The organism is Lacrimispora brassicae, assembly GCF_054772055.1.
In genome coordinates this window covers 140864-155754 of the sequence record NZ_BRYH01000001.1, presented here as the reverse complement: position 1 = coordinate 155754, position 14891 = coordinate 140864, and the positions used below count along the sequence as shown (strand labels likewise).

The following is a 14891-nucleotide window of genomic DNA, read 5'->3' as shown; positions in this document are numbered from 1 at the left end:
CCCTCTGTGCTTTCTTCATCAAGTATCGAAGCGGATATAGGTGCGGTCGTCAAAGCTGTCATTTCCATTAACCAGACCTTTTGTACCCTTATTTTCCCGAAAACACAGAGGATCTTTTTCTATAAGCGCCCTAAGTACAGCCTCGCTTTCTTCCAGAGTTTCCTTAAGGACGGGATAGCCGTCGCTTGCCAGGACTAACCGGGAGTGCAGAGGTACGGGATAGATGATCACATGACCCGGGTGAATGGGAAAACCGTTCAATACATCATATCCGTAGGCAGAGTCCTCATTGGCGAAAAGAAGCTGGCGGCGCAGGAGGGGAAGGATATATTCCCGTCCTGTATCGTGGTGGGAAAGAGACGCTTCTGTCCGGCTTAAAAGCAGCTCTGTCTGAATATAAAGGCTTCTGATCTGGGATAGCAGGCTGTCAATGGCTTTGCCATGGTGGTAATGGATGCCGTTAATGAGGCACTGACAGTCACCAAAGGCCCATACCTCCCTGCGGCGGAGGCTGTACAGGATGATGACTGCCTGCAGGCGTTCTTCGGGCTTTTCTTCCAGGAGGGAACGGCGTGTGCGGCAGGCCCGGGCCAGGGCTCCGTTTAAATAGTCCATGGCACCGGCTCCGTCAATATTGGGAGCCATGGCGCTTAAGGCGTCCAGCAGCACCTCTTTTGCATAGCGGCCGCTGGTCATATTTCCAGATCCGGTCTGGACGTTTTCAGGCCAGGTAAGGACTCCCTTGCTTGTAACTCCGTCAATCACGGCAATAAAGTTCTCATTTACAAACAACCCATCCTCACACAGGCTGCTTCCGGCGTGTTTTGGGATAAGGGATTGTTCTATGATATGTATTGCCATGGCAGGCACCTCCTATTGTTTATTAGGTAAAGTCTACCATAAATACGGTCTTTTGCCCATGGCAAAATAAGCATATTTTTGATATAATGGATAAAACAAAGCCATATTGCAGACAGGAGAGAGGGAGGCGTCTATGAGACTTACTAACAGCACCAGGAGAAAATGGCCGGCGGTGTGTACGCTGTCTCTTATTTGCTGCGTCCTGCTGTCTTCCTGCCGGACGGAAGCGGGAGGACCGCCCATGGTTTCCCAGGCTGATCTGGTGGTTTACACGGTCCAGGAGGAAGGAATTTATGAGCCTGTAGTCAAGGAGTTTGAGGAGCGCACTGGCTTGAATGTAAAGGTGGTAACCGGGTCTTCAGAGGAGTTTTTTAAAACGTTAGAGGATAGCAGCGGCCCATACGGTGATGCCGGAGAAACATGGGATGTGGTATTTGGCGTGGGAATTGAGACTCTGGAAGAGAAAAAGGAATACTGGGAGGCTTACGAAAGTCCTGAAATCCCATCCATAGCCGGTGGGTTCCGGTGCAAAGATCATAAGTGGACCGGCTTTTCCGCCTGCCCCCTGGTCATCATGTACAACACCAATGTAGTGACATACCGGGAAGTGCCTGCGGGCTGGACCAGCCTGTTGGAGCCAAGATGGAAAAGCCGGGTCGCTTTTATGGATCCCGGCCGGTCGGATATCTATTCTTCGGCTCTGGCTTCGGCTGTCTATACGTACCGGGGAGAGGGAGACTATATGGAACAGTTGGCGGATAACTTAGAATATGTGAGCCTTTCCAGCTTATCAGAGGTAAATTCCGGCATCCTGGATGGCCGGTATTCCCTGGGAGTCACCATAGAGGGAGCGGCCCAGGCCCTGCGCTCCGGGGGAGCAGATGTGGACTACATTTACCCGAAAGAAGGGACCACTGTGCTGGCGGATGGCACGGCCATTGTAAACGGCTGTCCCCACCCGGAGGCAGCCAGGCTTTTTTTGGATTTCACAGTCAGTAAGGATACCCAGAGGATTCTTGTTTCAGATTTAAACAGGCGCTCCGTGCGCATGGATGTACCTCCTCTTCCCGGACTTTCCCCTGTCACCAGGCTTCCCGTCATTGATATGGATTTAAAAGGGCTGTCCCAGGAAAAAGAGGAAATTCTGAAACAGTGGAATAGGGTCCTGTCCATGCACAAAAGGGGGGCCGGAGGATGAGGTGGTACCAAAGGTTTTCTTTTAAGACACGGGTGTTTTTGGGATGTCTGCTGGTCGCTCTGGTGCCTCTTACCTTTTCAAGCGTGGTGGTGACCAGGCTTTTTACCGCTTCCATTAACCGGCAGTTGGCTGTGGAGGGAAACCGGCAGTTGGAGGAGGTAAGCGCAAAGCTCACCCAGCTATTTGAAAGCTGTGAGAAAGCCTGTGAGACTTTTACAGCAGACGGTACAGCGGCCAGGGTGATGATCGACAAGGATGCCATTGAGATGCAGAAGGATTTGTACTTATCCTTATATCAGGCGGTCCAGGAAATATACAGCAGCGCCCAGTTCAGTATTTATGATTCTGGCGGAAAGCTGCGTTTTACAACGGATACCGGTTCCAAAAACACCTACCTCCCCGTCCGCTGGGGGCTTTTAAGGAAGGTCCAGGGAGTGAGGGGGATCACCTATTACAGGACCGATCCCCATCTTCCGGGAACGGATAAAAATATTCTGATGCAGGGAGCCTATTCCCTGGAAAATTCTCATGGAGCCAGAACCGGGTATGTTGTTCTGGATTTTTCCCGGGAAAATTTTAACAATCTGTTAAATGGCTTCTATTCCTCAAGGGATACCTTTCTGTTGCTGGATTCCCATCAAAGGCCCATTTACTGCTCAAGACCGGAGTATGGGGAAGAGGAGATCAATGACATCATCCTCCATGGAATGTCAGGACAGGAGGGCGAAAAGGGGAGGGGAGTGTATACCAGATACTTATGGACCAGGGAACCCTCTCATGGAATCTATGTTATTTTAAGGCGTTCCGCACCGATCAGTGCCGGAGCCATCCGCACCATGGGGACGGTAAGCATTCTCTTATCAGCTCTGGGCCTGATCCTCTGCCTGATGATTTCCGGTGCTCTCTCCAAAGGCATTGCCCAGCCCGTGAGCCAGTTGGATAAGGCTATGGCAAAGGTAAAAAAGGGGGATTTATCCATCCGCATTCATACAAACCGGCAGGATGAGCTGGGAAGGCTGACGGAAAGCTTTAACCAGATGACAGGTGACTTGCAGAAATACTTAGAGGACACGGTTCAGAAGCAGAAGGATTTAAATAAGACCACCATCAAACTGTATCAGACCCAGCTAAACCCTCATTTTCTCTATAATACTCTGGATACCATTAAATGGAATGCCAGAATCAACCAGATTCCGGAAATTGCCATATTGGCAGAGAATCTGGCGGTGATCCTGCGAAAAAGCATTTCCAGCCGCCCCTTCATCACCTTAAGGGAGGAGCTGGAAACCATTGAAAGCTACATACAGATCCAAAAAATCCGTTTTACAGGACGTTTCCTCTATGAAACCGAGATACCGGACCAACTGGAGGACTGCATGGTGCCCAGAATGTTTTTGCAGCCATTGGTGGAAAACGCCATTATCCATGGGCTGGATGGATGTGAGAACGGATACATCTGCATTTTTGCAGATGAGAAAGACGGAGTGTTAAGCATTTCCATCACAGATGACGGGTGCGGGATGGATAAGGAAATGGTGGACTGGATCAACAGTGACAATCCTTTCAAAAGGGATGGGCACCTGGGTCTTTACAATGTGATCCGTATACTGAAAATTTATTACGGACAGGAATACGGGATCAGGGCAGAAGTGACAAAGGAAGGAACCACCATTGCCTTAAGGCTGCCGGTCCAGAGGGAGGTGACGGATGTATAAAGTCATAGTTGTGGAAGATGAGACGATGGTCCGCCGGGGAATCATTTTGACCATTAACTGGGAGGCTCTGGACTGTGTCATAGCAGGTGAGGCTGCCAACGGGGAGGAGGGGGCCTTCCTGGCCAAACGCCTCTCCCCGGACATTATTGTGACGGATGTGAAGATGCCCCGCATGGACGGGGTGGAGATGATCACCAAGCTGCGGGCAGAAGGGTGCGGAGCCAGGTTCATTATCCTGACTGCTTACGGGGATTTTAAGTATGCACAAAGCGCATTGCGCTTAGGGGTCAGTGATTATCTTTTAAAGCCCTTAAAGGATGGGGATCTGGAGCAGGCCATTCTTCATATCAGGAGCCAAATGGAACAGGGAACGGAAAAGTCAGCAGGCGAGGCTGCTGCACCGGTGCTCCGTTTTAATGCAGACAAGAAATCCAAAAATAAATATGTGGCCGAGGCCATCCGGTACATCCGGAAGCATTATCAGGAGAACATCACCATCAGCACTGTGGCGGAATATTTAGAAATCAGCGAAGGATATTTAAGCCGTGTGCTGAAAAAGGAAACGGATTATACATTTACCAGCTACCTCACCTTTTACCGGATGCAGGTAGCCATGTCCCTCCTAAAGGACTGCCGGGTCAAGGTGTATGAGGTGGCGGACCAGGTGGGGTATTCGGATACGGCCTATTTCAGTGCACAGTTTAAAAAGCTTTTGGGAGTGTCGCCTTCGGAATACCAGGAACGATGCGGGAAGTGAGAAGAGCGGTCCTTATGGTATCAGTTGGAATCTATTGTAAATTATTGAATTTTATGGTATAGTGAGAATATAATTCAATAAGGATTCAAAAGACGAAGGAGGTCATTATATGAAATTTTTGAAATGTAACCGTTGTGGTAATATTGTGGCGGTTGTAGAGGAAAAAGGCGGTACGATTACATGTTGTGGAGAAAACATGCATGAGTTGGTAGCCAATACAACAGATGCTGCAACTGAGAAACACGTTCCTGTTATTGAGATTGACGGACAGCATGTGAAAGTTACTGTTGGTTCCGTTGAGCATCCAATGCTTCCTGAACATTACATAGGCTGGATTGCATTAGAGACCGAACAGGGCAATCAGAGAAAGGTATTAAGCCCGGGAGATAAGCCGGTGGCTGAATTCATGCTTTGCGACGGAGATGAAGTAGTTGCTGCATACGAATACTGTAATCTTCACGGGTTATGGAAAGCAGATAAATAAGAAAAAGTGAAAAAGCTCACAGGCCTGACGTCCTGTGAGTTTTTTTTCGGAAAATGGTTGATTTCAGCGGCAGCATAGACGTGAGTACCTGCTTATGGTAGAATGTGAGAAACACAGGAACCAACGCGCTTTTTATGGGAAGTTTGAGAAGTGACTTCAATAGATTATTCTCAGCTTCTGACAGATTATGTAACTAAGGGGGGATTCGTATGAAAGAGGTGTCACCCATGATGATGTGTTTACATGCAAGCCGGGCAAATATAGCAGTTATAGACAATGCGCTTGAGCATCTTCCAATAAAAATAAACCATCACGTTGATGAAGAGCTGATTAAAATGATCCGGGAAGGTGAAGCACAGGAGAAACTGCGTCTGCGTGTGGGAAAGCAAATCAATGAACTAATTGCCCAACAACCGGATTTTATTTTAATTACCTGCACAAATTATATCGCTTTATTGGAAGATATTTCTTTAGGAAGCGAGATACCTATATTAAAAATAGATGAAGTGTTATTTAAGGAATTAGCTGACATTCAGGAGCCATTAAAAATAGTATTTACAAATGAGGCAACTATACAAGGAACCATGGACCGCTTGCAAAGGTTTTGCCAAATGGAGCAGGAAATAGAAATCCTCCTTATTGAAGATGTCTTTGAATGGTACTTGGCAGGAGATATAGTGTCTCATAATCAAAAAGTACTGGATACCTTATTGGAACTTGATGCTGTTAACCATACAATTGCAGTTGCACAATTATCTCTGGCATATGCTGCAGAAATGTATAATCATTTAGCAAATAAAAAGGTAATCAGTCCCCTAAGTGCATTGGAACAATACATTACTCAAGCCATCACATAGGTTTATTTAGCTTTGCCGAAAACAGGGCAAGCCTCTTTGGAAACTGCCTTAAAGGAAATGATAAACAATGGAGAATTTTTGGTGATACCAATTCTTGACTTCTGCCCTGATTTGCTCTAGTATTATTTTGCAGCTTTACTTTAGGATAGGAGAAGACCGTAGAATGAATAAGAAAGAAGCCAATGAAATAAAGAAACTTTTTACTCCGGCCAACTGTGCCATCAGCCGTATCTGCGGCTGCTATGTGGACGGGGAAAAGAACAAAAGAACGGAGATTAAGGAGGCATTTTTATCCCTCCCGGAAGAAGAGGCGTTTAAGTACTTTACTATTTTCAGAAGCGCCCTGTCAGGAACCGTCGGCAAGAACATGGTCAATATGGAATTTCCCTTACATACAGAGGCAGAGGGCGGAACCCAGAATTTTCTGCTGAAGCTTCGGGACAGCCAGTTAAAGGATGATGTCCTCATTGAGGAATTCTATGATAAGGTCATCGCCGGCTACGATTACGGTGAGAATTATTACATCATCCTCATCCATTGTGCCTATGATATTCCTGCAAGGTCCTCAGACGGCCTGGAACTGTATGACGCCTCGGATTTTGTGTATGAATTCATCCAGTGCACCATTTGTCCGGTGAAGCTGTCAAAGGCAGGTCTTTGCTATAATTCTGAATCCAATGTGATCGAAAACCGCAGCAGGGACTGGATTGTGGAGGCTCCTGATACCGGCTTTTTATTCCCATCCTTTACGGACAGGAATACAGATATCCACAGCCTTTTATACTATGCCAAAAACCCGGAGCAGATGCCGGAACAACTGATCGACGAACTGCTGGGATGTGTGATCCCCATGTCAGCCAAGAGCCAGAAGGAGACGTTCCAGGCCATTGTGGAAGAAACTCTGGGAGATAACTGCGACTTTGAGACGGTCAAAAGCCTTCACGAAAATTTAAATGAGATTCTTGAAGAAACAAAGGATGAACCGGCTCCCTTTACCCTGGACAAGTATCAGATGAAACGGCTGTTGGAGAACAACGGAGCCAGCCAGGAAAAGCTGGAAGAGTTTGAACAGCGCTATGGAGAGGACGAAGAACAGTCTGTACCGCCCTTCCTGGCTTCCAATGTGGTCAACACCAAAAGCTTTGAAATTAAAACTGCGGATGTGAGCATCAAGGTAGCGTCTGATAAGACCCATCTGGTGGAAAACCGGATGATCGACGGACGTCCATGTATTGTCATCGGCATCAGCGAGCATGTGGAAATCAACGGGATCACCGTAAGGCCCATTGCAGCGGAAAGGGCGCCGGAGCCGGAGGAATAAAATCACCGGCTTTTAAATGGATGGGCCAGGCCTTTAAAAAAGCTTTGAATGCAAAGGACCACGGTCTGGTCAAAGAGGAAGGCGGCTGCGGCAGATAAAGTCAGGACAAGGCCAAAGGACAGGACGGTACTGCCGGCCATTCCAAAGGCAGGCCAGGCGATGCCAAGCCGTTCCCTGACAAAATAAAGAATTGCCCAGTGGATTAGCAGGATGGAATAACTGTACCGGATTAGGAAGCCCATGAGAAGTCCGGGCTTTGGAAGCCTGTTTTCCAGGGAGCGGAGGAGAAGAAATGCGGAACCTGCCATGAGGGTCATGGCAGGAGCGCCTTTTGCCAGTAAGATAGCTTTGTAATCAGGCCGAAGGGCGGTGCAGAGGATGGTAAACAGGCAGGAGGCAATACCAAGACCCCACCAGGCTTTCCTGTATTTCATGGAAATGGGATGGGAGAAGTAATAGCCAAGCAAAAACACCCCTTCCCATGGACTGATCATCAGCTCAAGGTTTACGGGCAGGCCCAGGGCAGGCAGATAAACCGCCAGACAGCCAAAGACCAGGATCAGGACGGCCAGCCGGTGAAGCATAGGGTCAGGAAGATGCCTTAAGAGAATGGAAAAAAACGGAGCCAGGATATAAAGGGACAAAATGACATAGATCACCCATAAGTGGGGCGCCCAGTCAATGGGACCTGCCGCTATGTCCCTGAAGGCTTTTAAGATCCCGTTTATGAAGCCGGAATTGAAATACTGGCAGGAAAGCAGGATATAAAGGCTGTAATAGCAGAAAAAGGGAAGGGCCACCTGGAGGAATCTTTTATAGTAAAAGGCCCCTAAGCCATCCCTTTGCCTCCTTAGAATCAAAGCTCCGCTGTTCATAATAAACAGGGTGTTGCAGATTAAAAGGATGGAGGAAAGGGACTGCACCCCTATCCAGGCCGTTGTTCCTTCCGGGAGCCTGGCTGTGGAAAAATCCAGGCAGTGGACGAAAATCACAAAAAGGGCGGCCATCAGGCGGATATAATCCAGGTAGAGAATCCTGTTTTGTCCGGCGTCATTTCCCAGAAACAGGTGCTTTATGTAATCTCTGTCCTGAAGCTGCCGCCTGATATGGATACAGCAGGAAATTGCCCCAAAAGCCAGTATTGTCATCTGTAATTTTCCCATAATCTATGTTCCCTTCTTATCCTGTCTTTTTAGGTTTTTACCATTATATCACAGGACGCCATCCATAACAAACCAAACCCTTTGAGCCTTCCATGGAAAATGATCTGGTCAATTCCTGGGGGGCTATGGTATACTTAAAAAAAATACAGAGAGGAAATAACAGTGGCAGATCGGACATTTGGCTGGGTACAGGAGGCCTATACCCTGGAAAATTTAAAAAATGTGGTATCCGCATTTGTGCCGGATTCAGAGATCAACCGGATCCTGCGCATGGATAAGATCCCCAGGCTCATATCGGAAAAAGACGGGAGAGATGAGTTTATACGGGAATTAGGCGGAGAAGAGATTTCCATTCCCTATACCCATTTAAAGGGAAAGGGGACACCTGTAGGCTATACAAGGAGCAATGCCCCCTGTTCCGGGATCATCCAGGCGGTCCTGCCGGGGCAGCGGAAGGAATACCAAAGCGACTGGCCTGCAGATTCCTTTCTAAGATGGGCAGTCAGCATCGGCTTTCTTCATTACAGCAGGAAAGAGGATGTCTGTTCCCTGTCCCCTCTGGGACGCCGGTATGCGGCTGCGCCTGCAGGAAGCGAAGAGGAGGCCTTCGCATTAAAGACTGCTTTCCTATCCTATCCTCCCGTATGCAGGGTCCTGTCCCTGCTGGGGGAAGAAGGGCATCTGACAAAGTTTGAGATCGGGGCAAGGCTTGGCTTCATCGGAGAGGCGGGTTTTACTTCCATTCCCCAGTACATGATCCTTCAGGGGCTGACGGAAGCGGAAACCAGGGAAGAGAAGACAAAGCTTTTACAGGATACGGAAGGGACCAGTGACAAATACGTCCGGACCATTTGCAGTTGGCTCTTACAGATGGGCTGGGTCAGCAAGGTGCCGAAGGAGGTAACCATTTCCATAGGAGGCCATGTTTATAGGGGAACCATCCCCCAGTCTTACCAGTTGACCTTAAAGGGAAGGACCATATTAAAGCATGTTGCCGGTGTTTCAAAATTTCCCAAGATCCCAAAGCGGGTGATGTGGGACATGCTGGCTACCAAGGTGGCGGACCGGGAATATTTACGCAGCCGGAGGGCCCATATCATAAAGTATCTGGAAGGGTCCTACCGTTCTCCATTGCAGGTAAAGGAGCATTTAAAAGGCGTTGGCATGGAAGAGGAAGAAGAGACCATCCTGGATGACATCCGAAGCCTTGAAAATATTGGACTGCATGTGAAGAAGACAGGAAATGCCTATCGGATCATGGATGAAATAACCGGTCTTGAGGTGCCTTGTGCAGACCAGGGACCTGCACCGGTGAAATCAGAGGTGTCCCTTTCCAAGGATTATTTAAGATCCCATTTGACCCATGTGGATCATAAATACCTGATCCTTTTGGATCTGGGATTTGACGGCACTTCAGACAGGGATTATGAGATACAGACGGCCCAGCTTCTGACCGCTGAGCTGGATTTTAAGGGAGCCAGGCTTGGGGATACGAGAAAACCGGATGTGTGTGTGTATTATGGGGAAGACGGACTGATCATTGATAATAAGGCTTATGGAAAGGGATATTCCCTTCCGATCAAGCAGGCTGATGAGATGTACCGCTACATAGAGGAAAACAAGGAACGGAACGAAAGACTTAATCCAAACAAATGGTGGGAGATTTTTGACGAAGGTGTGATTCACTATCGTTTTGCTTTTGTTTCAGGGACCTTTACCGGCGGATTTAAGGAGAGGCTTGATAATATCCGGATGCGTTCGGGAATCTGCGGGGCAGCAGTCAATTCCATGAATCTTCTTTTGATGGCGGAAGAACTGAAATCCGGAAGACTGGGCTATAAAGAATGTTTTGAACTTTTTGACTGCAATGATGAGATTGGGTTTCAATGTTTTTAGGCACATGGAGGTTTGATGATATGGTGTTGGGAGAATACCTTCCTTTCTGGAATAAGCTGACGGAGAACCAGAAAATGCTCTTAAAAGAAAAAGCCAGGGAAGCCAGGTTTGAAAAAGGAATGCTGGTCCATGGCGGGGCTGACGGCTGCAGCGGGCTTTTGCTTGTGACTGCAGGGCAGCTTCGGGTTTACATGATATCCGATGAAGGGCGGGAGCTGACCCTTTACCGTTTGCTTGAAAGGGATATTTGTCTTTTTTCCGGTCCCTGTATGGTTAAAAATATCCAATTTGATGTAACGGTGGAAGCGGAGCAGGACTCTGTGGTTTCTGTGGTGCCGCCTGAGGTTTACAAGAGACTGATGGAGCAGTCGGCGGCTGTCTCCAATTTTACCAATGAGCTGATGGCTTCCCGGTTTTCCGATGTTATGTGGCTGATGGACCAGGTCTTAAACAAGAAAATGGATGGCCGTCTGGCTGCCTTTCTTTTAGAAGAAGGAAGGCTTACAGGCTCCAAGGAGCTCTCCATCACCCACGAGCAGATCGCCCGTCACCTGGGAACTGCAAGAGAAGTGGTGACCCGGCTTTTGCGTTTGTTCCAGACGGATCATTTGGTAAGGCTCACCAGGGGAAGCGTGGAGCTGCTTAATGAAAAAGCCCTGGAACTGCTGGCTGAGAACAGCTTAAGGTAAGAAGTGTTGTATTATTTAAAGAACATGGGAAATTTCCTTGCATTCTTTTCTTTTCACAGCTATATTAGAAAAAGTTTATAAAAAATTTATAACATAAAGAGGAACAGGAAAGATGAAGGATATTATCCCACAGTTTTTTTTATCAATGAAGCATTACACAAGGGAGCAGTTTATAAAGGATGTCATTTCAGGAGTTATTGTGGCGATCATTGCCCTGCCCCTTTCCATCGCTCTTGCCCTGGCTTCCGGCGTGACGCCGGAGCAGGGACTTTATACAGCCATTGTTGCAGGCTTTGTGATCTCCTTTTTAGGAGGCAGCAAGGTGCAGGTCGCAGGACCTACGGCGGCATTTGCTTCTATCGTAGCAGGTATTGTCTTAAAAAACGGGCTTGACGGCCTGGCTGCTGCCACCATCATGGCCGGGATCATCATGATCATCATGGGATTTTTGCGGCTGGGAAGCTTAATCCGTTTCATTCCATATACCATTACCACCGGTTTTACCACTGGGATCGCGGTGACTATTTTTATCGGCCAGATAAAGGATTTTCTTGGGCTGACCTTTGAAAAAGCGCCGGTTGAGACCATGGAAAAGCTGGAGCAGGTAATCCTCTGTCTGGGAACCTTTAATCCCATGGCATTGGCAATTGGAATGACAGCCCTTGCCGTACTGGTGATCTGGCCAAGGTACTTTAAGAAGGTGCCCCCGTCTTTGATCGCGGTCATTCTCACTGCTGTCTTGGTAAAGGTCCTGGATCTTCCGGTCTACACGATTGGAGATTTATATGCCATTTCTCCCAGCCTTCCTGTGTTTCACATTCCCAAGCTGTCCTTTGCCATGATGCAGAGGGTCATGCCGGATGCAATGACCATTGCGCTGCTGGCAGCCATTGAATCCCTGCTGTCCTGCGTGGTGGCTGACGGTATGGTGGGCAGCAGGCACAATTCCAACATGGAGCTGATCGCCCAGGGAGTGGGCAATACCTGCTCCGCTTTGTTTGGAGGAATCCCGGCTACAGGCGCCATTGCCCGGACGGCCGCCAACGTTAAAAACGGAGGGAGGACTCCGGTGGCGGGAATGGTTCATGCCGTTCTGCTTCTGCTGATCCTCGTATTTCTCATGCCTTATGCGGCTCTCATACCCATGCCGGCCATTGCGGCCATCCTGTTTATGGTTGCCTATAATATGAGCGAGTGGAGAGAATTTGTATCCATTATAAAGACCTCTCCCAAAAGTGACTGGTCGGTGCTTTTGGTTACCTTTGTCCTGACTGTGGTATTTGATCTGGTCATGGCCATTAGCGTTGGCCTGGTATTTGCCTCCCTGCTGTTCATGAAGCGAATGGCGGATGTGGCCGAGGTAAACGGCTGGAGGTATCTGGAAGAGGGCGCAGAGGAGTATGACGGAGATTTCGTTGACTTAAAGCCGGTTCCAAGGCATGTGGCCGTATTTGAGATCAATGGCCCCATGTTCTTCGGAGCAGCCGATAAAATATCCAAGGTGATTTTGGAAGAAGGCAAGCGGGTGTTGATCCTTCGGATGCGCAGCGTTCCGGCGATGGATGCCACCGCCTTAAAAAGCTTAAGAAAGCTTTACCACAATTTAAAAAGAAAAAATGTCATACTGGTATTGTCCCATGTAAACGAACAGCCTATGTCCATGATGGAAAAGGCGGGATTTTTAGATGACATGGGAAAAGAGAATATTGCGGGGTGCATTGATGAGGCTTTGATGCGCGCCGACCTTTTATAAAACACCGGCAAGGCGGAAAGCAGGCCATGAATTTCTCATCTGTGAGGTGGCGGGACTGGATGTTAAAATCAATACAGGCAGGTTTTGGTTTATGTAATTGTTTGGGTTTCATCGCTTAACAATATACGATAAATTCAAAAGCTGCCCTGTTTATTTTATGGGGCGGTTAAAAACAGAGGAAATGCCGGCGATGAAATAGAAAAACGGGAAGGAAAGGTATTGACGCAGATAAAAAGGTCATCCTCTAAGGTGGTTTTATGCTTGATTGCAACTTCAAGGAAATCAGTGTTTTAAATATGCTTTTGGAAAACAGCTATGTGGAAAATGAGAAGATCATGGAAATGTTCGATATCTCCCTGCGCACGGTACAAATAGAAATTGCGTCACTGAATGACAAGTTAAAACAATATGGAAGAGCCAATGTCAGGATACGCAACCAAAGGGGAAAGGGATATTTTCTGGAGTATCCCACTGAGGACAGGGGGTGGATCCATGAGCTGAGGTGTTCCTGCTGCGGCTATCTGAATCTGTCCTTGAACCGGCTTCTGGGGCATAAAGAAAGGGTACAGCATATCATCCGCCGCCTTGTGTCCTCTGTAAACGGCATAAAGGCAGAGGATCTGGCCGACATGCTTAATGTCAGCCCTGCGACCCTGAATAAGGATATGAGAGCCGTAAGAAAATATCTTCTGCTGTACCAGATACAGATTGTTTCCATCCCATATCACGGGATGAAGGTGACGGGAGAAGAACTTTCCATCCGTTCCTGCCTCATGGATTTTTGTGATATTTACAATGATTTGGAACAGAACATCTTTCTTTTTCGCTGTTTAAAGGAATACGGCATTGCCATGGAGGACATCAGGCAGAATATTGCAAGGCTGAAACAGGTTTTAGATGAGACAGGGTACCGGGTGCCTGATACGGGATTTAAGAGGCTGGTTCTTTATCTGACGATTCTGCCTTTAAGATCAGGCTCCGGACAGATGAAAGTGCAGGATTTTCCTCCTCATCTTGAAGAATTGAAGGAATTTTCCGTGGGTCAAAAAGTTCTGGGAGAAGGAAAGGAGCCTGCCGAATACTATTACATGGCGGTTTTTCTTTTAAGCAACCGGGAATTGTTTGAAGACGGGGCCTGCGAAAGCTATGAGAAGGTGGTGCCGGAGGGGGTGGAGACCTATAAAAAGGTCATGAATTTTTTAAAGGACAGTATTTTTTTGGATCTCACCCCCTATAAAGAGGTCAGTGACCACCTTCTTCTGTTTTTTTACAAATGGCAGCTAAGGAATCAGTTTGGCATCGTGGAACTGGAATTTCCCTATTCCATAAAATACAGGACCAACCGGATGATTTCCTCCCAGGCACTGGCAAATTATATTTACAATGAGCTTCCAGGACACAGAACCGATGAGATACAGGACATGATGTATTACGAGCTGATCATTCTGATCTATAATCTTGTATACCGCATCCGGAACCAGTATGAACCCACCAATGTCATTCTGATCAATGAAATAGGGAAGTCGGCCGTTCCCACGGTCATAAGGCGGCTGGGGTTAAATGTGGATGATTTGAATATTCATTTTCATTCCCATTATTTATATGAGACAGAGGGACTGGATTATTCAAAGTATGATTACGTCTTTTTGCCGGAAGGAATGAAATTTAAGCCGGATCATTTTCCCATTCCCACTTACCACTACGATTTTTTCAGCAAGGTTTCCTATGACCTTTGGGCCAAAGTCATCGCAAAGAAGAGAAAGGTGGGAGCTATTTTAAATTACATGGGATCTCCGGATATGGTCCGGTTAGACTGCGGAAAAGAAAACTTGGCGGAAACCATTGCAGAGCATTTCTGGCGGGAAATCATTGCTTTCGGCTATACAAAGCTGCAGTTCTGTAAATTGATCCACAGCGCCATTTACCATACGGATTATGTGGCTGAGGAAAAGAAAAAGTACATTACTATTTTTACAGGAACCGAGCCTCGCCAGCAGTATTATATCTTCTTTCTGCCACAGGATATCCTGTTGAATGGAGCCGCCGTAAAAGAGATCCATTTCATTCTCCTGGACTTAAGGAAAGGACTGGTGGAAGTCAAGAACGGGGATTCTGAGCTGCGCCACTATATCGATGGCTGATCCTGTCACAGGACCAGCCTTTCCCTATTTTTTTGCGCAATAAGGCGCAAATATTT

12 protein-coding genes are annotated in these 14891 nt (G+C 47.5%); 10 read left to right on the top strand and 2 right to left on the bottom strand.

The features are described from left to right. Positions 1-18: 18 nt before the first annotated feature. Positions 19-861 carry a hypothetical protein gene (locus ACYVD3_RS00700; protein WP_460640585.1) on the bottom strand — a complete coding sequence of 281 codons (843 nt, stop codon included), beginning with the start codon at positions 859-861 and terminating at the stop codon, positions 19-21. Between the two features lie 133 nt (positions 862-994). Here ACYVD3_RS00700 and ACYVD3_RS00695 point away from each other — a divergent pair, with 133 nt between their 5' ends. From ACYVD3_RS00695 to ACYVD3_RS00670, 6 genes are all read left to right on the top strand, one after another. Then, entirely contained in the window at positions 995-2059 is a 1065-nt protein-coding gene (locus ACYVD3_RS00695; RefSeq protein WP_460640584.1) for an extracellular solute-binding protein, read from the top strand. Continuing rightward, the gene (locus ACYVD3_RS00690; RefSeq protein WP_460640583.1) at positions 2056-3774 is read left to right on the top strand and encodes a histidine kinase; all 1719 of its coding nucleotides are present in this window, start codon (positions 2056-2058) and stop codon (positions 3772-3774) included. The genes ACYVD3_RS00695 and ACYVD3_RS00690 overlap by 4 nt, the downstream gene beginning before the upstream one ends. Further along, a complete protein-coding gene (locus tag ACYVD3_RS00685; protein WP_460640582.1) occupies positions 3767-4531 on the top strand; it encodes a response regulator transcription factor in 765 nt (254 codons plus the stop codon). Before ACYVD3_RS00690 ends, ACYVD3_RS00685 begins: the two co-directional genes overlap by 8 nt. A gap of 109 nt (positions 4532-4640) precedes the next feature. Continuing rightward, entirely contained in the window at positions 4641-5015 is a 375-nt protein-coding gene (locus ACYVD3_RS00680) for a desulfoferrodoxin family protein (protein WP_460640581.1), read from the top strand. A 209-nt stretch (positions 5016-5224) separates the two neighbouring features. Continuing rightward, positions 5225-5872, top strand: a complete 648-nt coding sequence (locus tag ACYVD3_RS00675; protein WP_460640580.1) for a hypothetical protein — start codon at positions 5225-5227, stop codon at positions 5870-5872. A gap of 163 nt (positions 5873-6035) precedes the next feature. Further along, positions 6036-7193 (top strand): DUF4317 domain-containing protein, encoded by a 1158-nt coding sequence (locus tag ACYVD3_RS00670; RefSeq protein ID WP_460640579.1) that lies wholly within the window; start codon positions 6036-6038, stop codon positions 7191-7193. 2 nt (positions 7194-7195) lie between these two features. On the opposite strand, the gene ACYVD3_RS00665 is transcribed toward ACYVD3_RS00670, so the two are convergent. Then, the gene (locus ACYVD3_RS00665; RefSeq protein WP_460640578.1) at positions 7196-8356 is read right to left on the bottom strand and encodes an acyltransferase; all 1161 of its coding nucleotides are present in this window, start codon (positions 8354-8356) and stop codon (positions 7196-7198) included. 162 nt (positions 8357-8518) lie between these two features. Here ACYVD3_RS00665 and ACYVD3_RS00660 point away from each other — a divergent pair, with 162 nt between their 5' ends. From ACYVD3_RS00660 to ACYVD3_RS00645, 4 genes are all read left to right on the top strand, one after another. Then, the gene (locus tag ACYVD3_RS00660) at positions 8519-10252 is read left to right on the top strand and encodes a restriction endonuclease FokI C-terminal domain-containing protein (protein WP_460640577.1); all 1734 of its coding nucleotides are present in this window, start codon (positions 8519-8521) and stop codon (positions 10250-10252) included. Positions 10253-10272: 20 nt separating this feature from the next. Beyond that, positions 10273-10941, top strand: a complete 669-nt coding sequence (locus ACYVD3_RS00655) for a Crp/Fnr family transcriptional regulator (RefSeq protein WP_460640576.1) — start codon at positions 10273-10275, stop codon at positions 10939-10941. A gap of 112 nt (positions 10942-11053) precedes the next feature. Further along, positions 11054-12694 (top strand): SulP family inorganic anion transporter, encoded by a 1641-nt coding sequence (locus ACYVD3_RS00650; RefSeq protein ID WP_460640575.1) that lies wholly within the window; start codon positions 11054-11056, stop codon positions 12692-12694. A 257-nt stretch (positions 12695-12951) separates the two neighbouring features. Then, positions 12952-14835 carry a BglG family transcription antiterminator gene (locus tag ACYVD3_RS00645; protein WP_460640574.1) on the top strand — a complete coding sequence of 628 codons (1884 nt, stop codon included), beginning with the start codon at positions 12952-12954 and terminating at the stop codon, positions 14833-14835. The last annotated feature ends 56 nt before the right edge of the window (positions 14836-14891 follow it).